Here is a 23,336-nt window from a genome sequence, read left to right on the forward strand (position 1 = left end):
CAAACTTGTGATTAACGTTTTATTCACTTTTCTGAAGTGTGATGTAACGCAATCCGTAACATATTCCATTGGCTATAGTTCATCCGCAGAACATCTTTTAACCAACAATAACCTACCCTACGAGGACGTTCATATGTGGAAGCGCTTACTTCTTGTTACAGCAGTTTCGGCAGCCATGTCGTCTATGGCGATGGCCGCACCGTTAACCGTTGGATTTTCGCAGGTCGGATCTGAATCCGGCTGGCGCGCCGCTGAAACGAACGTGGCGAAAAGTGAGGCCGAAAAGCGCGGTATTACCCTGAAAATCGCCGACGGTCAGCAAAAGCAAGAGAATCAGATTAAAGCGGTGCGCTCTTTTATCGCTCAGGGCGTGGATGCCATCTTTATCGCCCCGGTTGTTGCCACGGGCTGGGAGCCGGTGCTGAAGGAAGCTAAAGAGGCTGAAATTCCTGTGTTCTTACTCGACCGTTCCATCGACGTTAAAGACAAATCTCTCTATATGACCACCGTCACCGCCGATAACGTGCTGGAAGGCAAACTGATTGGTGACTGGCTGGTGAAGCAGGTGGATGGCAAGCCGTGTAACGTGGTTGAGTTGCAGGGCACCGTCGGGGCGAGCGTGGCTATCGACCGTAAGAAAGGTTTCGCGGAGGCCATCGGCAAAGCACCAAACATCAAGATCATCCGTTCTCAGTCCGGCGACTTCACCCGCAGCAAAGGTAAAGAGGTCATGGAAAGCTTCATCAAGGCAGAAAATAACGGCAAAAATATCTGCATGGTTTACGCCCACAACGACGACATGGTGATCGGCGCCATCCAGGCCATCAAAGAAGCGGGCCTGAAGCCGGGCAAAGATATTCTCACCGGCTCGATCGACGGCGTACCGGACATCTACAAAGCGATGATTGACGGCGAAGCGAACGCCAGCGTGGAGCTGACGCCGAACATGGCGGGCCCGGCATTCGATGCGCTGGAGAAATTCAAGAAAGACGGCACCCAGCCTGAGAAGTTGACCATCACCAAATCCACGCTCTACCTGCCGGACACGGCGAAAGAAGAGTTAGAGAAGAAGAAAAATATGGGCTACTAAGCTCAGCCCCCCCTCACCCTAGCCCTCTCCCCGGAGGGGAGAGGGAAAAGGGCAGTTTGGGCAGAAAATTAAAGACTGGCACGAATAATCCCCTCTCCCCTCCGGGGAGAGGGTCAGTGTGAGGGGAAACCATGACCACCGAACAACACCAGGAAATCCTCCGCACAGAGGGCTTGAGTAAATTTTTCCCTGGCGTTAAGGCGCTGGATAACGTTGATTTCAGCCTGCGGCGTGGGGAGATCATGGCGTTGCTCGGCGAAAACGGGGCGGGGAAGTCGACGCTGATTAAAACCCTGACCGGGGTCTATCACGCCGATCGCGGCGCTATCTGGCTGGAAGGTAATGCTATTTCGCCCAAAAACACCGCGCATGCGCAGCAACTGGGGATCGGCACGGTCTACCAGGAAGTGAACCTGCTGCCAAACATGTCGGTAGCGGATAACCTGTTTATTGGCCGCGAGCCCAGACGTTTTGGCCTGCTGCGCCGTAAAGAGATGGAAGCGCGCGCCGCGAAGCTGATGGAATCGTATGGCTTCTCTCTCGACGTGCGCGAACCGCTGAACCGTTTTTCCGTGGCGATGCAGCAGATCGTGGCGATCTGTCGCGCTATCGATCTCTCGGCGAAAGTGCTGATCCTCGATGAACCCACCGCCAGCCTCGATACCCAGGAAGTGGAGATGCTTTTTACCCTGATGCGCCAGCTGCGCGATCAGGGCGTGAGCCTGATCTTTGTTACGCACTTCCTCGATCAGGTTTACGAGGTAAGCGACCGTATTACGGTGCTGCGCAACGGCGGCTTTGTCGGCTGCCGGGAAACCCGCGAGCTGCCGCAGATTGAGCTGGTTAAAATGATGCTGGGCCGCGAGCTGGAGACCAACGCACTCCAGCGCGCGGGCCGCACGCTGCTGAGCGAAAAACCGATCGCCGCGTTTCACGATTACGGCAAAAAAGGGACCATCGCGCCGTTTAACCTCGAGGTACGCCCCGGTGAAATTGTGGGTCTGGCAGGGCTGTTAGGCTCCGGGCGCACCGAAACCGCCGAAGTGATCTTCGGGATCAAACCTGCCGACAGCGGAACGGCGCTGATCAAAGGTAAACCGCAAACGCTACGTTCACCGCATCAGGCGTCGTGCCTCGGCGTGGGCTTCTGCCCGGAGGACAGAAAAACGGACGGGATTATTGCCGCCGCCTCGGTGCGGGAAAACATCATTCTGGCGCTACAGGCCCAGCGCGGCTGGCTGCGTCCGATCCCTAAGCGCGAGCAGAACGCCATTGCCGAGCGCTTCATCCGCCAGCTCGGTATCCGTACCCCGAGCGCGGAACAGCCCATCGAGTTCCTTTCGGGCGGTAATCAGCAGAAGGTGTTGCTCTCGCGCTGGCTGCTGACCAAACCGCAGTTCCTGATCCTCGACGAGCCCACGCGCGGTATCGACGTGGGCGCGCATGCCGAAATCATCCGGCTTATCGAAACGCTGTGCGCCGACGGTCTGGCGCTGCTGGTGATCTCGTCTGAACTAGAGGAGCTGGTTGGCTATGCCGATCGCGTCATCATCATGCGCGATCGCAGGCAGGTGGCAGAGATCCCGCTGGATAAACTGTCGGTTCCGGCGATCATGAATGCCATCGCGGCGTAAGGAGTCATATGTGATGTCCCGTTCTCTTTCGCAAACTGGCGAAGCGAAGCGCCGCTTCAGCTGGCCGACCGGCACGCCGCAAATCGTGGCGCTGCTGCTGGTGCTGCTGGTGGATAGCCTGGTGGCTCCGCATTTCTTCCAGATCGTCGTGCAGGATGGCCGCCTGTTTGGTAGCCCGATCGACATCTTAAACCGTGCCGCGCCCGTGGCGCTGCTGGCGATTGGCATGACGCTGGTGATTGCCACCGGCGGGATTGACCTCTCCGTCGGTGCGGTAATGGCAATTGCGGGCGCCACCGCCGCCTCGATGACCGTTGCCGGGCACAGCCTGCCGGTGGTTCTGCTGGCCGCGCTGGGCTCCGGTGTATTAGCCGGGCTGTGGAACGGCATTCTGGTCGCGGTGCTCAAGATCCAGCCGTTTGTCGCGACGTTGATTTTGATGGTGGCCGGGCGCGGTGTGGCGCAGCTTATCACCTCCGGTCAAATCGTCACCTTTACCTCCCCGAATCTTGCGTGGATCGGCAGCGGTAATTTTCTGTTCTTCCCGACGCCGGTTATCGTCGCGCTGGTGACGCTGGTGGTGTTCTGGCTTTTCACCCGCAAAACGGCGCTCGGGATGTTCATCGAAGCGGTGGGGATTAACATTCGGGCCGCGAAAAACGCCGGGGTAAATACACGGCTGATGGTGATGCTGACCTATGTGCTGAGCGGCGTCTGTGCTGCGATTGCCGGGGTGATTGTGGCGGCCGACATTCGCGGGGCGGATGCCAACAACGCCGGACTCTGGCTGGAGCTTGATGCGATCCTCGCGGTGGTTATCGGCGGTGGGTCGCTGATGGGCGGACGTTTTAATCTGCTGCTCTCGGTGGTGGGGGCGTTAATTATTCAGGGTATGAATACCGGTATTTTGCTCTCCGGGTTCCAGCCGGAGCTTAATCAGGTCGTCAAAGCGGTCGTGGTGCTTATCGTACTTATCGTGCAGTCGCCGCGCTTTATCACTCTCATTAAGGGGTTCCGCGGTCATGATAAAACGTAATTTGCCGTTAATGATCACGCTGGGTGTGTTCGTGCTGGGATACCTTTACTGCCTGACCCAGTTCCCGGGCTTCGCCTCCACGCGGGTGATTTGCAACATCCTGACCGACAACGCCTTTTTAGGCATTATCGCCGTCGGCATGACGTTTGTGATCCTCTCCGGCGGGATCGATCTCTCCGTTGGGTCGGTGATCGCCTTTACCGGCGTGTTCCTTGCCAAGGCGATTGGCTTTTGGGGTATTTCGCCGCTGCTGGCGTTTCCGCTGGTGCTGGTCATGGGCTGCGCGTTCGGCGCCTTTATGGGGCTTTTGATCGACGCGCTGAAAATACCGGCGTTTATCATCACCCTCGCCGGGATGTTCTTCCTGCGCGGCGTGAGCTATCTGGTGTCGGAGGAGTCAATTCCGATTAACCACCCGATCTACGACACGCTCTCCAGCCTGGCGTGGAAAATCCCCGGCGGGGGGCGCCTGAGCGCAATGGGGCTGCTGATGCTGGGCGTGGTGGTTATCGGGATCTTCCTCGCCCACCGTACCCGGTTTGGTAACCAGGTTTATGCCATTGGCGGCAGCGCCACGTCCGCGAACCTGATGGGGATTTCCACGCGCAGCACCACCATCCGCATCTATATGCTTTCGACCGGCCTTGCCACGCTCGCGGGGATTGTGTTTTCGGTATACACCCAGGCAGGCTATGCCCTGGCGGGGGTGGGCGTTGAGCTTGACGCCATTGCCTCGGTGGTGATTGGCGGTACGCTGCTCAGCGGCGGGGTAGGGACGGTGCTCGGTACGCTGTTTGGCGTGGCGATCCAGGGGCTGATTCAGACCTATATCAACTTCGACGGCACGCTCAGCTCCTGGTGGACCAAAATCGCCATCGGTATTCTGCTGTTTATTTTTATCGCGCTCCAGCGCGGCCTGACGGTGCTGTGGGAGAACCGCCAGAGCTCGCCTGTTACCCGTGTGAATACATCTTTAACAGGGCGATAACATGCTGAAATTGCTTAAACTCTAAACATTTTCCGGTAGCGGTCGATACTCTTTTTTTATGCCCAGAAATATCTCGCTACCGGAAATAACATCATGCTTAAAACGCTATCGATTCGTACCGGCTTGCTCTCTTTACTGGCCGTTATGACCCTTCTGCTGCTGATTGTCAGCGGCATTGGCATTTATGCCCTTACACAAAGTTCCACTTCTCTCCAGCGCATCAATCATCTTCAGGGTGAACAGATGGTGCAGCTGAATGCCGGCTATACGCTGATCCTGCGCGCGCGTAACGAAGCGGGTCAGGCCGTCCGCATGATGGAGGTCGGCCTGCTGGACGATGCGGCCAGGGCGGTCAAAACCATTAACCAGGAAGTGGCGCTGGCACAGAAAACGCTGAAGGGCGTGATCGGCGGCGGCGTGGCGGATGAGCAGGGGCAAAAGCTGCTGGATAACGTCGCCTCGAGCCTGGCGGTGTACAACCAGCAGGGTATCAGCCCGATGCTGAAAGCCCTGAACGAGCAAAGTGCGGACGGCTATTACGATCTGCTGGAAAGTAAGCTGGTCCCGGTGGCGAAGCAGTTTGATAACGATATGCAGGCGTTCCAGACGTGGAGCGAGGCGCGCGGCAAAGCGGAGGTGAGCGCCGTGCAGGCGAGTAAAACCCGTGTGCTGATCCTGATTATCGTCGCGGCGCTGCTGACGGCAGGCATTATCGTGCTGGCCTGGCTGGTGCTGCGCCATATGCTGCTCAAGCCGCTTTCAGCCTCAATTGCCCAGCTGGAGCACGTAGCGGCCGGGGATTTAACCCACACCCTGAACGCGCCGGCGAGCCAGGAATTTAATCGCCTCAACGCGGTCATCGAAGAGATGCGCCAGTCGCTGATGAACTCCGTTCTGCGGGTGCGTGACGCCAGCTCGCAGATTGATACCGGCAGCCGCGAGCTGACGGCAGGGAACCTGAACATGGCCCAGCGCACGGAATCCACCGCCACCTCGCTGGAACAGACGGCCGCCAGCATGGAAGAGATCACCGCCACGGTGAAACTTAACGCCGATAACGCCGGGCAGGCGCACCAGCTGGCGCAGTCGGTCTCCGATACCGCCGATCATGGCAGCGAAATGGTCTGCTACGTCATTGAGAAGATGCGCGACATCGCCGGCAGCTCGGCGCGCATCGCCGATATCCTGAGCGTCATCGACGGCATTGCCTTCCAGACCAATATTCTGGCGCTGAACGCCTCCGTGGAAGCGGCGCGCGCGGGCGAGCAGGGACGGGGTTTTGCGGTCGTGGCGGGTGAGGTGCGCAATCTCGCCAGCCGCAGTGCCGATGCGGCGAAAGAGATCCGCTCGCTTATCAGCGATTCGCAAACCCACGTGAACGAGGGCAGCGAGCTGGCGCAACAGGCCGGTGAGACGATGGACGAGATCGCTACCGAAGTGCTGCGTATGACCAAACTGATGCGAGAAATTGCGACGGCGTCTCAGGAGCAGAGCCGCGGTATTGAGCAGGTTAACATTGCCGTCAATCAGATGGATGAAACGGCGCAACAAAATGCGGCGCTGGTTCAGCAGTCCTCTGCGGCAACGCGTTCCCTGGAGGAACAATCGCGCGAGCTGATGGAGGCGATGGCATCCTTCAAACTGACGGCGCAAACGGCATGATAAAAATAGGGGAGCCTGTCGGGCTCCCCTATTTACGCGTTACGCGTCCGGGAATTCGCGGATCATGCGTTCAACGTCTTCCACCATGTGGTCGTTGCCGACAAAGAACGAACGGCGCTGGTGCAGGCTTTCCGGCACGATATCCAGAATACGCTCTTTACCGTCACTCGCTTTGCCGCCTGCCTGTTCGGCCAGGAATGCCATCGGGTTGCACTCGTACAGCAGACGCAGTTTTCCGTCCGGGTGGCTGGCGGTGCTTGGGTAGAGGTAAATACCACCCTTCAGCAGGTTACGGTGGAAATCCGCCACCAGCGAGCCGATATAGCGCGAGGTGTACGGGCGCTGGGTGGCTTTATCCTCTTCCTGGCAGAATTTGATGTACTTCTTCACGCCATTCGGGAATCGGATGTAGTTGCCTTCGTTGATGGAGTAGGTATTGCCCTTCTCCGGGAAGCGCATGCGCTCCTGGCTCAGACAGAAAACGCCCAGCGACGGATCGTAGGTAAAGGCGTGCACGCCGCAGCCGGTGGTGTACACCAGCATGGTGGATGAGCCATACACCACGTAACCGGCAGCAACCTGCTTGCTGCCCGGCTGCAGGAAGTCTTCTTCCGTCACCGGTGTGCCAACCGGGGTGACGCGACGGTAGATGGAGAAAATGGTACCGACAGAAACGTTAACGTCGATGTTGGAGGAGCCGTCCAGCGGATCCATCAGAACAACGTATTTTGCGTGTTCACACCCTTCGAATACGACGATCTCATCTTCTTCTTCAGAGGCGATACCCGCAACGATGTCGCGCGCGCGCAGTGCTGCTTTCAGTTTTTCATTGGCGAACAGGTCGAGTTTCTGCTGAACCTCACCCTGAACGTTCTCGGCACCGCTGGCACCCAGGATATCGACCAGACCGGCCTTGTTGATATCGCGGTGGATGATCTTAGCGCCCAGCTTTATTGCCGACAGCAAAGCAGTGAGCTCACCCGTAGCATGAGAGAACTCGTGCTGCTTTTCGACAATAAATTCACCTAACGTTTTCATAACACTTTCCCTGCATCTTATGTTGAGTAAAGCGGTTGATGTCCAACAATCTTAACAAACATTCAAATATTAGCGCAGAGGTGAATCGCGCCAGCAAAATACGGATTTACCTGAAATGCGTTTCACAGCCGCTGACATGTGAGTAAAATGTGCGCCACATTGAAGAAGGATAGTGACGTATGCGCATTCATATATTGGGGATTTGTGGCACTTTCATGGGCGGACTGGCAATGCTGGCGCGCTCGCTGGGCCATGAAGTGACAGGTTCGGACGCCAATGTGTATCCGCCGATGAGCACGCTGCTGGAGAAGCAGGGGATTTCTCTGATTCAGGGATATGACGCCAGCCAGCTCGAGCCGCAGCCGGATCTGGTGATCGTTGGTAACGCCATGACCCGTGGGAATCCATGCGTTGAAGCGGTGCTGGAACGTAATATCCCGTACATGTCTGGCCCGCAGTGGCTGCATGACTTTGTCCTGCGCGACCGCTGGGTTGTCGCCGTTGCCGGGACGCACGGCAAAACCACCACCGCCGGTATGGCGACCTGGATCCTCGAAGCCTGCGGCTACAAGCCGGGGTTCGTGATCGGCGGCGTGCCGGGGAATTTCGACGTCTCCGCGCGTCTGGGCGACAGCCCGTTCTTTGTGATTGAAGCGGATGAATACGACTGCGCGTTCTTCGACAAGCGCTCCAAGTTCGTGCATTACTGCCCACGCACGCTGATCCTCAACAACCTTGAGTTCGATCACGCGGATATCTTTGACGACCTGAAAGCGATTCAGAAACAGTTCCACCATCTGGTGCGCATTGTTCCGGGTCAGGGCCGCATTATCCTGCCGGAGAACGACATCAACCTGAAGCAGACTATGGCGATGGGGTGCTGGAGCGAGCAGGAGCTGGTTGGCGAGCAGGGGCACTGGCAGGCGAAAAAGCTCAACGCGGATGCTTCCGAATGGGAAGTGCTGCTCGACGGCGAAAAAGTGGGCGAAGTGAAGTGGGGCCTGGTGGGTGAGCACAATATGCACAACGGCCTGATGGCGATCGCCGCGGCGCGTCACGTGGGCGTACTGCCTGCGGATGCCGCCAATGCGCTGGGTTCGTTCATTAACGCCCGTCGCCGTCTGGAGCTGCGTGGTGAAGCGAATGGCGTGACGGTGTACGACGATTTCGCGCACCACCCAACCGCCATTCTGGCGACGCTTGCCGCATTGCGTGGCAAAGTTGGCGGCACCGCGCGTATTCTGGCCGTGCTGGAACCGCGTTCGAACACCATGAAGATGGGGATATGCAAAGACGATCTCGCGCCGTCCTTAGGGCGTGCCGACGAGGTCTTCCTCCTGCAACCGCAGCATATTCCGTGGCAGGTGGCCGAAGTGGCCGACGCCTGCATTCAGCCAGCGCACTGGAGTGCGGACGTGGATGTCTTAGCGGATATGGTGGTGAAAGCCGCACAGCCTGGCGATCACATTCTGGTGATGAGCAACGGCGGGTTTGGTGGGATCCATCAGAAGCTGCTGGACGGTCTGGCGAAGAAAGCCGCGGCCGCAGAGTAAAAAAAGGCCTGGTGGCGTTAGCGCTTACCGGGCCTACATTATCTCTTCTCCCTCTCCCCTTTGGAGAGGGGACTGGGGTGAGGGGTTTACTCTTCGTTCTCAGACAGCTCGCGCAGATACTGGAAAATCAGACGCGCAGACTTCGGCGGCTTATTCCCTTCTTTCTCTTTCTTCGCGTTACGGATCAAAGAACGCAGCTGCTGGCGGTCGGCATTCGGCCACAGGTTCAGCACTTCAGGTACCGCGTCATCACCTTGCTCGATCAGACGGTCGCGGATCTGCTCCAGCTTATGGAACAGCGCAACCTGCTGGTTGTGGCGGTTCTTAAGTTTATCCAGCGCCTGACGGATCGGCTCAACATCGCGCTGACGCAGCAGTTTCCCGATAAGCTGAAGCTGGCGGCGACGCCCTTCTTTCTTGATTTTCTGTGCCAGTTCAATGGCATCACGCAGATCCTGGTCGAGCGGGATCTTATCCAGCGCGTTCTTACCCAGTTCTACCATTTCTGCGCCAAGCTGTTTTAACTCTTCGGCGTCACGTTTAATTTCACTTTTACTGACCCAGATGATCTCATCATCTTCGTCTTCGATGTCATCACCGGGAACGTCGTCGAGCCAGTCTTCGGGCTGCTTAGTCATGTCAGGCTCCTTAAAAAAAGAGGCTAATGTTACCAGTTAAGACGCGCACTGAAAAACGGTTCTCTGTTAGACTTCACTTAACTCTCTCTTACAGTATGGCATTTGCGATGAAAGTAACCTCACAAGTTGAAGCGCAGCGTAAGATCCTGGAAGAAGCCGTCTCCACCGCGCTGATGCTCGCTTCAGGTAAATCAGATGGCGCCGAAGTGGCGGTCAGCAAAACCACCGGTATTAGCGTGAGCACCCGCTATGGCGAAGTGGAGAATGTAGAATTTAACAGCGATGGCGCGCTGGGGATCACGGTGTATCACCAGAATCGCAAAGGCAGCGCGTCGTCTACCGATCTCAGCCCGGATGCCATCGCCCGTACAGTACAGGCGGCGCTGGATATCGCGCGGTACACCTCCCCGGATCCTTACGCTGGCGTGGCTGATAAAGAGCTGCTGGCGTTTGACGCGCCGGATCTCGATCTGTTCCATCCGGCGGAAGTGACCCCGGATGAAGCCATTGAGCTGGCCTCGCGCGCCGAGCAGGCGTCTTTGCAGGCTGACAAACGCATCACCAATACCGAAGGCGGCAGCTTTAACAGCCACTACGGCATCAAAGTGTTTGGTAACTCCCATGGCATGTTGCAGGGGTACTGCTCAACCCGCCACTCGCTTTCCAGCTGCGTGATCGCCGAAGAGAACGGCGATATGGAGCGTGATTACGCGTATACCATTGGCCGCGCGCTGGGGGATTTGCAGTCTCCGGAGTGGGTGGGAAAAGAGTGCGCCGAACGTACGCTGTCACGCCTCTCGCCGCGTAAACTCTCCACCATGAAAGCCCCGGTCATTTTTGCCAACGAAGTGGCAACCGGTCTGTTTGGTCATCTGGTGGGGGCGATTGCGGGTGGTTCGGTGTACCGTAAATCGACCTTCCTGCTCGACTCGCTGGGCAAGCAGATCCTGCCGGAATGGCTGACCATCGAAGAGCACCCGCACCTGCTGAAAGGGCTGGCCTCCACGCCGTTCGACAGCGAAGGCGTGCGCACGGAGCGCCGGGATATCGTTAAAGACGGCATTCTGACCCAGTGGCTGCTGACCAACTACTCCGCGCGTAAGCTGGGGCTGAAAAGCACCGGGCACGCGGGCGGCATTCATAACTGGCGCATTGCCGGGCAGGGCCTGAATTTTGAACAGATGCTGAAAGAGATGGGCACCGGTCTGGTGGTCACCGAGCTGATGGGGCAGGGCGTGAGCGGTATCACCGGCGACTACTCTCGCGGCGCAGCGGGCTTCTGGGTCGAAAACGGTGAAATTCAGTATCCGGTGAGCGAAATCACCATCGCCGGCAACCTCAAGGACATGTGGCGCAATATTGTTACGGTCGGTAACGATATTGAAACACGCAGCAATATTCAGTGTGGTTCTGTATTACTGCCGGAGATGAAAATCGCCGGGCAATAATCCCCGTAAAAGCGTGATTTATAATAAAAAAGGAAGTGAGCAATGCGTAAACACCTGTTAGCGATCGTCGCGGCTTCAACGCTGGTTCTTGGTTCATCTGCGTTTGCTGCCGATCTTGAAGACAACATGGACATCCTCAGTCAAAACCTGAAGGTGGTGCAGAAAACCGACGATGCGGCGGAGATGAAAGACGCACTGACCAAAATGCGTGAAGCGGCGCTGGATGCGCAAAAAGCGACGCCGCCGAAGCTGGAAAGCAAAGCGGCGGACAGCGCCGAGATGAAAGACTACCGCCACGGTTTTGACGTGCTGGTCGGCCAGATCGACGGCGCGCTGAAGCTGGCTAACGAAGGCAAAGTGAAGGAAGCCCAGGCGGCAGCCGACCAGTTTGCGGCGACCCGCAACGCGTATCACAAAAAGTATCGTTGATAGTCTGGATGAGCGGGGCGCGTTAAGCATCCCCGCTCACACTCTTCTCCCTCCCCATAAGAAAACCTTATCCACGTCACATTTCTACGAGCTTGCTCGTAATCTTTTCCACTCCGCTTACCTGTTTAGTGCCGCGTAATAGCGTGATATTCATCACGTAAATCCAGCGATTAATCCAGATTCACCGCCTTTATGTGGCACAGATCACTGCCGCGGCTCGCCTTTCCACTTCGAAGTGGAAAACAACTCGCTACAAACAACGCCCCCTCGACGTTAGTTTTATTCCAGAGCCATTAACGGGGTAAGACGAGTGATTAACGGAGCGGTAATGAACGACGTTGGGGAACAGGCGGTGCAAACAGAACAGCTCGCGAACACCATGCTTCAGCAGGTCTACGCCCTGCTGGCCCGGCACAACATCATCCCCAACGCGGTACAGGAGCAGATGCTGACCTCCCACGTTCGCGCAATGGCGCACCGGTCTGTGACCGGCGAGCCGCTGCCGGAGGTTGAAGCAGAGCTGTTCGACGAAATTTCACCAGATTCAATGCAACTTGCCCGTGAAGTGGTAGCGCAGTTTGGCAATCTTCCTGATGAAGAAGCCTGGCTGCTCTCCGTTCACTTCGAAGTCGCGAAAGACAACCTTTAAGGAGCAACACATGGAACAGATTACAGTCGTGATTGGCGATCGCCTGGGTAAAGGTCAGAAAGTGGCTGCGGGTGTGGAAAAAGCCGGCGGACGCGCGGTTGTCGTACCGGGCATGGCAGCGGATATGAAGCTCGGTGACGTGATGAAAGCAGAAAACGCCACCTTCGGGATCTCGTTCTGCGGCAGCGGCGGCGCGGGTGCCATCACCGCCCAGACCAAATACGGCTACAAGGCCAAATACGGCATGCGCTCCGTGGATGAGGGGGTGACCGCTATCAACGAAGGCTGCAACGTGCTGGGCTTTGGCTTTATGGATAAAGAAGAGCTGGGCGAGCGTCTGGTACAGGCGTGGCAGAAGAAATACGGCGCGTAAGCATGAAAGAACAGTTCACGACCACGGTGAGAGTGAAGGGGAAGGGCGACGCCAAAGCGCGCGCCTTTGCCGACGCCCTCAACCACGTACAGGCCGCGGTGATGAAAGCCTCACCGCATATCTTACTGCGTATTGAGCCACAGGATGTGCAGGTTGTTCAGGCGCAAGAAGCGGTGCGAAAAGAAGCGTTTTTGTTCTTCTTTCTGCGTCGGGAAAGACGCACCTACAGCGTGGAGCTGGATGTGACCGTCAACGTGACCGCCATCAATCTCGACCAGGTGGATTTCGTCACGCAACGCTGATTATTCATAAAAGGGCAGACTGATGTTCTTAATTATATTAATAAAATCGCTCATCATTGGCGGCCTGGTTGGCGTCGGTGTTGGAGCCGGGGCTGCACGCATGTTTCATGCGCCTACCACTCAGGGTATGGGCGCGTTTCGTACATTGGGGGAACTGAACTCCTGTGAAGGGGATCCGGCGTCCCACTTCTCCTTTGGGTTAGGTTTCTTCTTTAACGCCTGGGCCTCTTCCGTGGCCGCAGGTGCCTTCACACAGGACGTTGACCACCGCATCATCCCGAACTGGGGTGCTGCTGCACTGATGATCAAAAACCGTAACGTCGGTGAAACGCTGCATGACCCGCGCAAAATGGCGATTGCCTGCGGCATTATCGGCATGATTGTCGTGACCTTCCTTAACCTGACTGCCTCCTCCGTTCCGGCTGCACTTCAGGTCACTGCCGTGAAGGTGCTGGTGCCTGCCGCGAACCTGCTGGTCAACACCGTGATGCCGGTGATCTTCTGGCTGGCAGCCATCGACGCGGGTAAAAAATCGGGCTTCTGGGCCACCATCTTTGGCGGCGCAGCGCAGCTGATCATGGGTAACGCCGTGCCGGGCCTGGTGCTGGGGATCCTGATCGGTAAAGGCGTGGAAGAGAGCGGCTGGAACCACGTCACCAAAGTGATGATGGCGGCGATCGTCCTGCTGTTTGTGCTGAGCGGCTTCTTCCGCGGCTTCGACATGAAGATGATCGAATCCTTCCATCTGACCGTGCCGAACTGGCTCGATATGATCCACAACTCGCTCAGCGGTAAATAACAGGAGCCTCGACATGGAACAGAATAAAGGTTTTTGGTATGCCGACTGGTCGTTCCCGATCTTCGTTGGCCTGCTCTCCTCCGGCGTCTTCGCCGGGACGCACATGTACTACCTCTACGGTATCGGCGCGTTTAACGAAGTGGCCTTCGTGGCGATGCTGAAAGCGGGAATCGATACCGGCGTTTACGGCGCGGTGGCGGCGTTCGGCGCGAGCTTCCTGTTCGCCCGTATCATCGAAGGGTCGCTGGTCGGGATTCTCGACATCGGCGGGGCGATCCAGACCGGCGTGGGCCTCGGCGTACCGGCGCTGCTGCTGGGCGCGGGGATCATGTTCCCGGTGACCAACTTTATTGCCTCGCTGATTACCGGCCTGGTGATTGGTCTGGCGATTGGCTACGTCATCATCCTGGCGCGTAAGTTCACCATCAACCAGAGTAACTCCACCTACGGTGCAGACGTGATGATGGGCGCGGGTAACGCCTCCGGCCGCTTCCTCGGGCCGTTGATTATCCTCAGCGCCATGACCGCCTCCATTCCAATCGGCGTCGGTTCCCTGGTGGGCGCGCTGCTGTTCTACATCTGGCAGAAGCCGATTACCGGTGGCGCCATCCTCGGCGCAATGATTTTGGGCTGGCTGTTCCCGGTCGCCCTTTAATACCTGCGGGCGCTTCGGTGCCCGCCTTATCAGGAGAACCCCATGTTTGATCTACTCCTGCGCCGTGCGCGCCTCGCCGACGATACCCTGACCGATATCGCCATTCAGGACGGGAAGATCGCCGCGACAGGCCAAATTGACGCTCCCGCTCGTAAAACGGTTGAGCTTAACGGTGTCGTGTTCGTCAGCGCGGGCTGGATTGACTCCCACGTCCACTGCTACCCGAACTCCCCAATTTACCACGACGAGCCGGACAGCGTGGGCATTGCCACCGGCGTCACCACCGTGGTGGACGCGGGCAGTACCGGGGCCGACGACGTGGATGATTTTTACGCCATCACCCGCAAAGCATCCACCGAGGTGTTTGCCCTGCTGAACATCTCCCGCGTGGGGCTGATTGCCCAGAACGAGCTGGCCAATATGGCCAATATTGATGCTGATGCGGTGAAGCAGGCGGTGACGCGCTACCCGGATTTTATCGTCGGCCTGAAGGCGCGCATGAGCAGCAGCGTGGTCGGTGAAAACGGCATTACCCCGCTGGAGCGCGCGAAAGCGATTCAAAAAGAGAATGGCGACCTGCCGCTGATGGTGCACATCGGCAACAACCCGCCGAACCTCGATGAGATTGCCGAACTGCTGAGCTCCGGCGACATCATCACCCACTGCTACAACGGCAAGCCTAACCGCATTCTGACGCCCTCCGGCGAGCTGCGCGCCTCCATCACCTCCGCCCTGAAGCGCGGCGTGCGCCTGGACGTCGGTCACGGCACGGCGAGCTTCAGCTTTGAAGTGGCGAAGCGCGCCATCGCGATGGGCATTCTGCCGCACACCATCAGCTCGGATATCTACTGCCGCAACCGCATCAACGGCCCGGTCGGCTCGCTGGCCAGCGTGATGTCGAAATTCCTCGCCATCGGCATGTCATTGCCGCAGGTGATTGACTGCGTCACCGCCAACGCCGCAGACGGCCTGCGCCTGACGCGCAAAGGCCGCATTCAGCCTGGTCTCGACGCTGATCTGACGCTGTTCACCCTCAAACGCCAGCCGACGGTGCTGACGGATGCTGAAAACGACAGCCTGCAGGCTGAACACATTCTGGTGCCGCTTGCCGCGATCCGCGCGGGCAAGGGCTACATGACCGAACAAGGGAGCACGGAACATGCCTTCGATTTATGAGAAGTACAACTTAAAGCAGGTTATCAACACCTCTGGCCGCATGACGGCGCTGGGTGTCTCCACGCCGCGCCCGGAAGTGGTGCAGGCGGCGATGGACGGCATGAATCACTATTTCGAGATAAAGGATCTGGTCAATAAAACCGGCGAATACATCGCGAAGTTGCTGGAGGTGGAAGGCGCAACGGTGGTCTCCTGCGCGTCAGCGGGCATTGCCCAGTCCGTGGCGGCGGTACTGGTGAAAGACAGCGACTGGCTGCTGGAAAACCTGCACGTCACACCGATTGAGAACAACGAGATCGTCCTGCCGAAAGGCCACAACGTTAACTTTGGCGCGCCGGTAGGCACCATGGTAGCGCTGGGTGGCGGCAGGCTGGTGGAAGCGGGCTACGCCAACGAATGCTCTGCCGATCAGCTGGCGGCGGCGATCACCCCGCGTACAGCGGCTATCCTCTACATTAAATCGCACCACTGCGTACAGAAAAGCATGCTTAGCGTTGAGCAGGCGGCGGTCGTGGCGCGTAAACACGATCTGCCGCTGATCGTTGACGCCGCGGCGGAAGAAGATCTGCATACCTATTACCGATCCGGCGCCGATCTGGTGATCTACAGCGGCGCGAAGGCGATTGAAGGGCCAACCAGCGGCCTGGTGATCGGCAAAACCCAGTACGTTGAGTGGGTGAAGCGCCAGACGGCGGGCATTGGCCGCGCGATGAAGGTGGGCAAAGAGGGCATTCTTGGCCTGACCTGCGCCATCGAACACTACCTGACGGCCACCAGGGAGAGCGGGGCCGAGATGGTGGCGAAGATGACGCCGTTTATTGACGCGCTCAACACCCTGAACGGCGTCACCGCCCGCGTGGTCTGGGACAGCGCGGGTCGCGATATCGCGCGCACCGAGATTAAGTTTGACGAAGCGACCACCGGCGTCGGCACCGGTGACCTGGTGAACGCGCTCAAGCAGGGCGAATACGCCATTTACTTCCGTGGCTATAAAGCTAACGAAGGGATTATCGAAGCGGATGTGCGCAGCGTGAATGCTGATCAGCTGAACATCGTGTACCGCCGTATTAGCGAAGTATTAGGACAGGAGAAAAACGCATGAAACTGACCCCCAACTTTTACCGTGACCGCGTCTGCCTTAACGTGCTGGCAGGATCGAAAGCCAACGCCAGCGCCATTTACGAGGCGGCGGAAGGTCATGTGCTGGTGGGCGTGCTCTCCAAAAATTACCCCGACGTGGCGAGCGCCGTCGCGGATATGCGTGAGTATGCGGCCCTGATTGATAACGCGCTCTCCGTGGGGCTGGGCGCAGGCGATCCGAACCAGTCGGCGATGGTGAGTGAAATCTCCCGCCAGGTACAGCCGCAGCACGTCAATCAGGTCTTCACCGGCGTGGCCACCAGCCGCGCGCTGCTGGGGCAGAATGAGTCCGTGGTCAACGGCCTGGTCTCCCCGACCGGCACCGTCGGCATGGTTAAAATTTCCACCGGCCCGCTGAGCAGCAACGCGCCGGACGGCATTGTGCCGGTTGAAACCGCTATCGCCCTGCTGAAAGATTTTGGCGGAAGCTCAATCAAGTACTTCCCGATGGGCGGCCTCAAGTGCCGTGACGAGTATAAAGCGGTGGCGGAAGCCTGCGCCCGTCACGACTTCTGGCTGGAGCCGACCGGGGGAATCGATCTGGAGAACTTTGAGGAGATCCTGCAGATCGCCCTGGACGCGGGCGTGAGCAAAATCATCCCGCATATCTACAGCTCGATTATCGACAAAGCCAGCGGCGACACGCGTCCGGAAGATGTGCGTACGCTGCTGGCGATGACGAAGAAGCTGGTGAAGTAGAACCTGCCCCTCACCCCAGCCCTCTCCCCAAAGGAGAGAGGGTGTAATCGTCCCCTCTCCCCTTTGGGGAGAGGGTTAGGGTGAGGGGAAACACACCGCACACACCCGAAGGAGCCACCATGCACACCCGTACCCTGCTTGTCGCTTCACTCTCAATGCTCGCCACCGCCGCTGTCGCCCAGACGCAATACGCCTGGGTGGGCACCTATAATCCCAACGGCGAAGGGCTGTACCGTTTTACCGTCGACCCGCAAACCGGCGCGCTCGATAACAAAACGCTGGTGAGCCAACTCCCGAACGCTGCGCAGCTTACCGTCTCGCACGACGGCAAAACGCTCTACCTGGCAAGCGAGGTGGAGCAGGGCGTGGTGCAGGCGTTGCGAATAGGCGATAACGGCGCGCTGAGCGAGCTGAGTCAGGTGGCCTCCGGCGGCGCGGGGCCGGTGTATCTTTCCCTGACGCCGAACGGCAAACATTTGCTGGTGGCGAACTACGTCAGCGGATCGATCGCGGTGCTGCCCGTTAACGCAGACGGCAGCCTGGGCGATGCTACGGACACCCATCAGGACAAAGGCGAACCGGGCGCGGCAAAGCCGGAAGCTGCCGTCGAGGGCAGTTTCGCCATCAGCGATCATAACGGCCCTCACGCGCACATGATCGCCGCCGATCCGAGCGGGAAATACGTTTTTTCCACCGATTTGGGGCTGGATCGCATCTATCAGTACCGTTTTGACGATCGAACCGGAAAGCTGACCCCGAACGATCCGCCGTTTATAAGCGCATCCTCAAAAGGGGCCGGGCCGCGCCACTTCGTCTTTACGCCGAAGGGGGATGCCCTGTGGCTGATTAACGAAGAAGCCTCTACGCTCACCCATTATGCGCTGGACAGCAACGGCAGGCTGCAAGAGGGTAAAACGGTTTCAGCCTTGCCGGACGGTTATAAAGGCACCAGTTTTGCTGCCGGGCTGGCGCTAAGCGCCGACGGGAAACAGCTGTATGTCGCTAACCGTTTGCATAACAGCATCGGGCACTTTACCGTAACGGCGGAGGGCACGCTGACGCATCAGGACGATGTCTGGACGCGGGGTGACTATCCGCGCACCCTGACGCTTGATAAGCAGGGGCGCTGGCTGTACGTCATGAACCAGCGCAGCGACAACATTACCCGTTTCCGCGTGGCGCCGGACGGCAAGCTGAGCGCCGAGTCAGACTATACCCCGGTCGGCAGCCCATCCCAGATGGTCATTTCACCCTGAGCAGTAAGAGGACAACGACGTGCGATTTCCGAACCAACGTTTAGCGCAACTTTTCGATCTGTTGCAAAACGAGACGCTGCCGCAGGACGAGCTGGCGCAGCGGCTGTCGGTCTCCACGCGAACCGTCCGGGCGGATATCACCGCCCTGAACGCGCTGCTGGCCAGCCACGGCGCGCAGTTCATTTTGAGCCGGGGCAACGGCTATCAGCTCAAAATTAGTGATGTGGTGCGCTATCAACAATTGCAGTCGTCCCACCCGCGCGCGCTGCGTATTCCGCGAACCGGACCGGAGCGTGTGCACTATCTGGTGGTGCGTTTTCTGACGTCAGCCTTTTCCCTCAAGCTGGAGGATCTGGCCGATGAGTGGTTCGTCAGCCGGGCCACATTGCAGAGCGACATGGTGGAAGTGCGCGAGTGGTTCCACCGTTACAACCTGACGCTGGAAACCCGCCCGCGCCACGGCATGAAGCTGTTTGGCAGCGAGATGGCGATCCGCGCCTGCCTGACCGACCTCCTGTGGGAGCTGGCGCAGCAGGATAGCCTTAACCCGCTGGTGACCGACGTGGCGCTCAACGCGGGCGTGGCGGAAAAGATGGTCCCTGTCCTGCACGACGCGCTGACGCGCCATCACATTCGCCTGACCGATGAAGGCGAGCTGTTCCTGCGCTTGTACTGCGCGGTGTCGGTGCGGCGCATCAGCGAGGGGTATCCGCTGCCGGAATTCCACGCTGAAGACGTGGAAGAGAACGTACGCGAGGCGGCTAAAGATATCGCTGTGGCTATCCAGGAGCTGGCGGGCAAGGCGCTTTCGCCATCGGAAGAGAGCTGGCTGTGCGTGCACATTGCGGCGCGGCAGATCCAGGAGATCGCCCCCAGCGCCATTAATGCTGACGACGACGAAGCCCTGGTCAACTATATCCTGCGCTACATCAACACCCACTATAACTACAACCTGTTGAGCGACGAGCAACTGCATGCAGATCTGCTCACGCACATCAAAACCATGATTACCCGCGTGCGGTATCAAATCATGATCCCCAATCCGCTGCTGGATAACATCAAGCAGCACTACCCGATGGCGTGGGATATGACCCTCGCGGCGGTGTCGAGCTGGGGCAAATACACGCCGTATGTGATCAGCGAAAACGAAATCGGTTTTCTGGTGCTGCATATCGGTGTCGGTCTGGAGCGCCACTACAACATCGGCTACCAGCGTCAGCCGCGCGTGCTGCTGGTATGTGACGCCGGTAACGCGATGGTGCGCATGATCGAGGCGGTGCTTCAGCGCAAATACCCGCAGATTGAGGTGACGCGCACGCTCACCCTGCGCGAGTACGAACTTGCCGATGCCATCGGCGAAGACTTCGTGATCTCCACCGCTCGCGTGAGCGAAAAATCCAAACCGGTGGTGATAATCGCCCCGTTCCCGACCGATTATCAGTTAGAGCAGATCGGCAAGCTGGTGCTGGTGGACCGTACCCGCCCGTGGATGCTGGAGAAATACTTCGACGCGGCCCATTTCCGCATTCTCGACAAGCCTGTCGACCAGCAAACGCTGTTCCGCGAACTGTGTGGGCAGCTTGAAAGCGAAGGCTTTGTCGGCGCGGAATTTCTGGAATCGGTTATCGAGCGTGAAGCTATCGTCAGCACTATGCTCGGCGACGGCATCGCGCTGCCGCACTCCCTCGGCCTGCTGGCGCAAAAAACGGTGGTCTACACCGTGCTGGCGCCGCAGGGCATTCAGTGGGGAGATGAAACTGCCCATGTCATTTTTCTGCTCGCCATCAGCAAAAGCGAGTACGAAGAGGCAATGGCGATTTACGATATTTTTGTCACTTTCCTGCGTGAACGCGCGATGGCGCGCCTGTGCCAGTGCGAGGATTTTGCGGCGTTTAAGGCTGAGGCAATGGAGAGTGTGAGTCGGTTTTGACGTTCAGGCGGACAGAGGATATCCGCCTTCATTCAACGCAGATGATGCACAACCTGGTTGCTGCTGCCGCGCCAGATAAGCATAGGATCTTTTAGATCCTGCACGAACTTGCCGTCGACCAGGACGTTAATCAGATCCACCACTTCCTTCTGCTGCGCATTCAGTTCATCCAGCTTATAACCCGTCCAGACCCAGATGTCTTTTCCCGCGCACTCGCGGCGGATGCGTTTTACCAGCTTCAGGATCGCCGGCACGTTTTGCGGATGGAGCGGGTCGCCGCCGGAGAGCGAGATCCCCTGACGTTTAATGCGCGTGTCGTTCAGGTCGTTGATGATGCGGTCTTCCATCTCAGCGGTAAACGGCATACCCGAGTTCAGGCGCCAGGTGCTTTTGTTATAGCAGCCGGGGCACTCGTGAACGCAGCCTGATACAAAGAGGGTGCAGCGGGTGCCGGGGCCGTTGACGATGTCGACGGGGTAGTACTGGTGATAGTTCATCGCGAATAACCACGCCGGGTGGCGCTGCGCTTACCCGGCCTACAAAAGAGAGCGGTCCGTAGACCCGGTAAGCGCAGCGCCACCGGGCATTAACGTGGCAGCGGATTACCCGATCTGCCCATTCCCCAGATGTTTCACCCTGCGCTTCACCTCTTCCTGCTTACCGGCGTTAAACGGACGGGCGTCCGGGCTGCCGAGGTAGCCGCACACGCGACGGGTCACGGAGACGCGGGCTGCATCGTGGTTACCGCATTTCGGGCAGGTGAAGCCTTTGCTGGTGCACTCGAACTCACCGGTAAAGCCGCACTCGTAGCACTCGTCGATTGGCGTGTTGGTTCCGTAGTACGGCACGTGCTGATAGCTGTAATCCCACACGTCTTCCAGCGCCTTCAGGTTGTGCTGAATGTTCGGGTACTCGCCGTAGCAGATAAAACCGCCGTTCGCGATGGGCGGATAAGCCGCTTCGAAGTCGATCTTGTCGTACGGGTTCACCTTCTTCTCCACATCGAGGTGGAAGCTGTTGGTGTAGTAACCTTTGTCGGTCACCCCTTCCACGATGCCGAACTCGGCGGTATCCAGACGGCAGAAGCGATCGCAGAGGTTTTCGCTCGGCGTGCTGTACAGGCTGAAACCGTAGCCGGTTTCCTCTTTCCACTGGTCTACCGCATCGCGCAGGCGCTGCACAATCGCGATACCTTTCTCACGCAGGGCGTCGTTGTCATAGATGTGCTTGTCGCCAAACAGCGCGTTAATGGTTTCGTGAATGCCGATATAGCCGAGAGAGATCGACGCGCGACCGTTTTTGAAGATCTCCGACACATCATCATCCGCCTTCAGGCGCACGCCGCAGGCCCCTTCCATATAGAGAATTGGCGCGACGCGGGCTTTCACCCCTTCAAGGCGGGCGATGCGGGTCATCAGCGCCTTACGTGCCAGCTGTAAACGTTCATCCAGCAGCGCCCAGAAGGCCGCTTCATTACCTTTGGCTTCCAGCGCGATGCGCGGCAGGTTCAGGCTGATGACGCCCAGGTTGTTGCGCCCGTCGTGGATCTGCTCGCCGTTCTCATCCTCGTACACGCCGAGGAAGCTGCGACAGCCCATTGGCGTTTTAAACGAACCGGTGACTTTTACCACCTGGTCGTAGTTCAGAATGTCCGGGTACATACGCTTGCTCGCGCACTCCAGCGCCAGCTGTTTGATGTCGTAGTTCGGATCGCCAAACTTGTGGTTCAGGCCGTCGCGAATGGCGAACACCAGTTTCGGGAACACCGCCGTTTTACGGTTTTTACCGAGGCCGGAGATACGGTTACGCAGAATAGACTGCTGGATCAGGCGTGATTCCCAACTGGTTCCGAGGCCAAACCCGAAGGTCACAAACGGCGTCTGGCCGTTGGCGGTGTGCAGCGTGTTTACTTCATATTCCAGCGACTGGAACGCGTCGTAGCACTCTTTCTCGGTGCGGGAACGGGCATAACCGTCGGCGTCCGGGATCTGCCACTCTTCCGCCGTTTTACGGTGTTTGTTGAAGCTCTCGGTCACGAACGGGGCCAGCACTTCATCGATGCGGTTAATGGTGGTGCCGCCATAGATGTGGCTCGCCACCTGGGCGATGATCTGCGCCGTAACCGCCGTCGCGGTGGAGATGGATTTCGGCGGCTCAATCTCGGCGTTACCCATTTTAAAACCCTGGGTCAGCATGCCTTTCAGGTCGATCAGCATGCAGTTAAACATCGGGAAGAACGGCGAGTAGTCGAGATCGTGGTAGTGGATCTCACCGCGCTCGTGCGCCGAGACTACATCGCGCGGCAGCAGGTGCTGGCGGGCATAGTGCTTGGCGACGATACCAGCCAGCAGGTCGCGCTGGGTCGGGATCACTTTGCTGTCTTTATTGGCATTTTCATTGAGCAGCGACGAGTTGGTTTGCTCTACCAGGCCGCGGATCTCCTGGTTCAGGCGACCGCGTTTCTCACGCTGGACGTCACGGTCGTGACGATACTCAATGTAGGCGCGCGCCAGCTGCTTGTACGGACCAGACATCAGCTGGTTTTCAACCGCGGTCTGGATCTCGTTGATATCCACCTGGCTGCGTTCGTGCATCTGGCTGCTAACGACTTCTGCGACGGTGGCGCAGTAATCTGCGTCATCGACTCCCGCTGCTTTAGCTGCACGCAGAATGGCTTCTTTGATGCGCTCTGATTTAAACGGCACTTTACAGCCATCACGTTTCATCACATGCGGTGTCATGATCACTCCATTTTAAAAACAGGTTATCCACAGAGGTGGAGAAGTATTCACCGGGCGTATTCCTCGCCGAGGCAAAGACTTCCCGCGTGCCCAGCTCGTG

General features: G+C 58.2%; 22 protein-coding genes. 18 read left to right on the top strand and 4 right to left on the bottom strand.

Annotated elements, in window-relative coordinates; genetic code table 11:
* The first annotated feature begins 133 nt into the window (after positions 1-133).
* From ytfQ to ACQG1K_RS02320, 5 genes are all read left to right on the top strand, one after another.
* On the top strand, positions 134-1,090 hold the full coding sequence (gene ytfQ, locus ACQG1K_RS02300; RefSeq protein ID WP_046621030.1) for a galactofuranose ABC transporter substrate-binding protein YtfQ: 957 nt from the start codon (positions 134-136) through the stop codon (positions 1,088-1,090).
* 131 nt (positions 1,091-1,221) lie between these two features.
* Positions 1,222-2,724, top strand: a complete 1,503-nt coding sequence (ytfR, locus tag ACQG1K_RS02305; protein WP_022646854.1) for a galactofuranose ABC transporter, ATP-binding protein YtfR — start codon at positions 1,222-1,224, stop codon at positions 2,722-2,724.
* A 10-nt stretch (positions 2,725-2,734) separates the two neighbouring features.
* Complete coding sequence (gene ytfT, locus ACQG1K_RS02310; protein WP_161496795.1) at positions 2,735-3,760, top strand: galactofuranose ABC transporter, ATP-binding protein YtfT; 1,026 nt, start codon at positions 2,735-2,737, stop codon at positions 3,758-3,760.
* Positions 3,747-4,748, top strand: a complete 1,002-nt coding sequence (yjfF, locus tag ACQG1K_RS02315) for a galactofuranose ABC transporter, permease protein YjfF (protein WP_022646856.1) — start codon at positions 3,747-3,749, stop codon at positions 4,746-4,748. The genes ytfT and yjfF overlap by 14 nt, the downstream gene beginning before the upstream one ends.
* Before the next feature lie 93 nt (positions 4,749-4,841).
* Positions 4,842-6,410 (top strand): methyl-accepting chemotaxis protein, encoded by a 1,569-nt coding sequence (locus ACQG1K_RS02320; RefSeq protein WP_367075424.1) that lies wholly within the window; start codon positions 4,842-4,844, stop codon positions 6,408-6,410.
* A 39-nt stretch (positions 6,411-6,449) separates the two neighbouring features.
* On the opposite strand, the gene fbp is transcribed toward ACQG1K_RS02320, so the two are convergent.
* Positions 6,450-7,448 carry a class 1 fructose-bisphosphatase gene (gene fbp, locus ACQG1K_RS02325; RefSeq protein WP_022646858.1) on the bottom strand — a complete coding sequence of 333 codons (999 nt, stop codon included), beginning with the start codon at positions 7,446-7,448 and terminating at the stop codon, positions 6,450-6,452.
* A gap of 179 nt (positions 7,449-7,627) precedes the next feature.
* On the opposite strand from fbp, the gene mpl reads away from it, so the two are divergent.
* Positions 7,628-9,001, top strand: a complete 1,374-nt coding sequence (gene mpl / locus ACQG1K_RS02330; RefSeq protein WP_022646859.1) for a UDP-N-acetylmuramate:L-alanyl-gamma-D-glutamyl-meso-diaminopimelate ligase — start codon at positions 7,628-7,630, stop codon at positions 8,999-9,001.
* Positions 9,002-9,087: 86 nt separating this feature from the next.
* On the opposite strand, the gene yjgA is transcribed toward mpl, so the two are convergent.
* Positions 9,088-9,639, bottom strand: coding sequence for a ribosome biogenesis factor YjgA (gene yjgA, locus ACQG1K_RS02335; protein ID WP_003856072.1), 552 nt, complete (start codon positions 9,637-9,639; stop codon positions 9,088-9,090).
* A 95-nt stretch (positions 9,640-9,734) separates the two neighbouring features.
* On the opposite strand from yjgA, the gene pmbA reads away from it, so the two are divergent.
* The 12 genes from pmbA (at position 9,735) to ACQG1K_RS02395 (ending at position 20,495) form a co-directional block, all read left to right on the top strand.
* Positions 9,735-11,087: a metalloprotease PmbA gene (pmbA, locus tag ACQG1K_RS02340; protein ID WP_023299182.1), complete on the top strand. Its 1,353-nt coding sequence runs from the start codon at positions 9,735-9,737 to the stop codon at positions 11,085-11,087.
* A gap of 42 nt (positions 11,088-11,129) precedes the next feature.
* The gene (cybC, locus tag ACQG1K_RS02345; protein WP_022646861.1) at positions 11,130-11,516 is read left to right on the top strand and encodes a cytochrome b562; all 387 of its coding nucleotides are present in this window, start codon (positions 11,130-11,132) and stop codon (positions 11,514-11,516) included.
* Between the two features lie 310 nt (positions 11,517-11,826).
* A complete protein-coding gene (locus ACQG1K_RS02350; protein ID WP_026080657.1) occupies positions 11,827-12,165 on the top strand; it encodes a PRD domain-containing protein in 339 nt (112 codons plus the stop codon).
* A 10-nt stretch (positions 12,166-12,175) separates the two neighbouring features.
* Positions 12,176-12,538 (top strand): SFCGS family glycine-rich protein, encoded by a 363-nt coding sequence (locus ACQG1K_RS02355; protein ID WP_006810339.1) that lies wholly within the window; start codon positions 12,176-12,178, stop codon positions 12,536-12,538.
* Positions 12,539-12,540: 2 nt separating this feature from the next.
* The gene (locus ACQG1K_RS02360) at positions 12,541-12,840 is read left to right on the top strand and encodes a DUF4312 family protein (RefSeq protein ID WP_006810338.1); all 300 of its coding nucleotides are present in this window, start codon (positions 12,541-12,543) and stop codon (positions 12,838-12,840) included.
* Between the two features lie 22 nt (positions 12,841-12,862).
* On the top strand, positions 12,863-13,639 hold the full coding sequence (locus ACQG1K_RS02365) for a DUF4311 domain-containing protein (RefSeq protein WP_006810337.1): 777 nt from the start codon (positions 12,863-12,865) through the stop codon (positions 13,637-13,639).
* Positions 13,640-13,652: 13 nt separating this feature from the next.
* A complete protein-coding gene (locus ACQG1K_RS02370; protein ID WP_003856081.1) occupies positions 13,653-14,294 on the top strand; it encodes a DUF4310 family protein in 642 nt (213 codons plus the stop codon).
* Between the two features lie 42 nt (positions 14,295-14,336).
* Entirely contained in the window at positions 14,337-15,470 is a 1,134-nt protein-coding gene (locus ACQG1K_RS02375; RefSeq protein ID WP_022646862.1) for an amidohydrolase/deacetylase family metallohydrolase, read from the top strand.
* Positions 15,454-16,572 (top strand): DgaE family pyridoxal phosphate-dependent ammonia lyase, encoded by a 1,119-nt coding sequence (locus tag ACQG1K_RS02380; protein ID WP_155024552.1) that lies wholly within the window; start codon positions 15,454-15,456, stop codon positions 16,570-16,572. The genes ACQG1K_RS02375 and ACQG1K_RS02380 overlap by 17 nt, the downstream gene beginning before the upstream one ends.
* The gene (dagF, locus tag ACQG1K_RS02385) at positions 16,569-17,309 is read left to right on the top strand and encodes a 2-dehydro-3-deoxy-phosphogluconate aldolase (RefSeq protein ID WP_155025635.1); all 741 of its coding nucleotides are present in this window, start codon (positions 16,569-16,571) and stop codon (positions 17,307-17,309) included. Before ACQG1K_RS02380 ends, dagF begins: the two co-directional genes overlap by 4 nt.
* Before the next feature lie 119 nt (positions 17,310-17,428).
* Positions 17,429-18,565, top strand: a complete 1,137-nt coding sequence (locus ACQG1K_RS02390; protein WP_163347066.1) for a lactonase family protein — start codon at positions 17,429-17,431, stop codon at positions 18,563-18,565.
* A 19-nt stretch (positions 18,566-18,584) separates the two neighbouring features.
* On the top strand, positions 18,585-20,495 hold the full coding sequence (locus tag ACQG1K_RS02395) for a BglG family transcription antiterminator (protein WP_023299187.1): 1,911 nt from the start codon (positions 18,585-18,587) through the stop codon (positions 20,493-20,495).
* Between the two features lie 32 nt (positions 20,496-20,527).
* On the opposite strand, the gene nrdG is transcribed toward ACQG1K_RS02395, so the two are convergent.
* A complete protein-coding gene (nrdG, locus tag ACQG1K_RS02400) occupies positions 20,528-20,992 on the bottom strand; it encodes an anaerobic ribonucleoside-triphosphate reductase-activating protein (protein WP_022646867.1) in 465 nt (154 codons plus the stop codon).
* 105 nt (positions 20,993-21,097) lie between these two features.
* Positions 21,098-23,236 (bottom strand): anaerobic ribonucleoside-triphosphate reductase, encoded by a 2,139-nt coding sequence (gene nrdD, locus ACQG1K_RS02405; RefSeq protein ID WP_022646868.1) that lies wholly within the window; start codon positions 23,234-23,236, stop codon positions 21,098-21,100.
* Between the last annotated feature and the right edge of the window lie 100 nt (positions 23,237-23,336).

Origin of the sequence: Enterobacter cloacae complex sp. 402C9, assembly GCF_050030745.1 — a bacterium.
In the GTDB taxonomy this organism is placed as follows: Bacteria; Pseudomonadota; Gammaproteobacteria; order Enterobacterales; family Enterobacteriaceae; genus Enterobacter; species Enterobacter intestinihominis.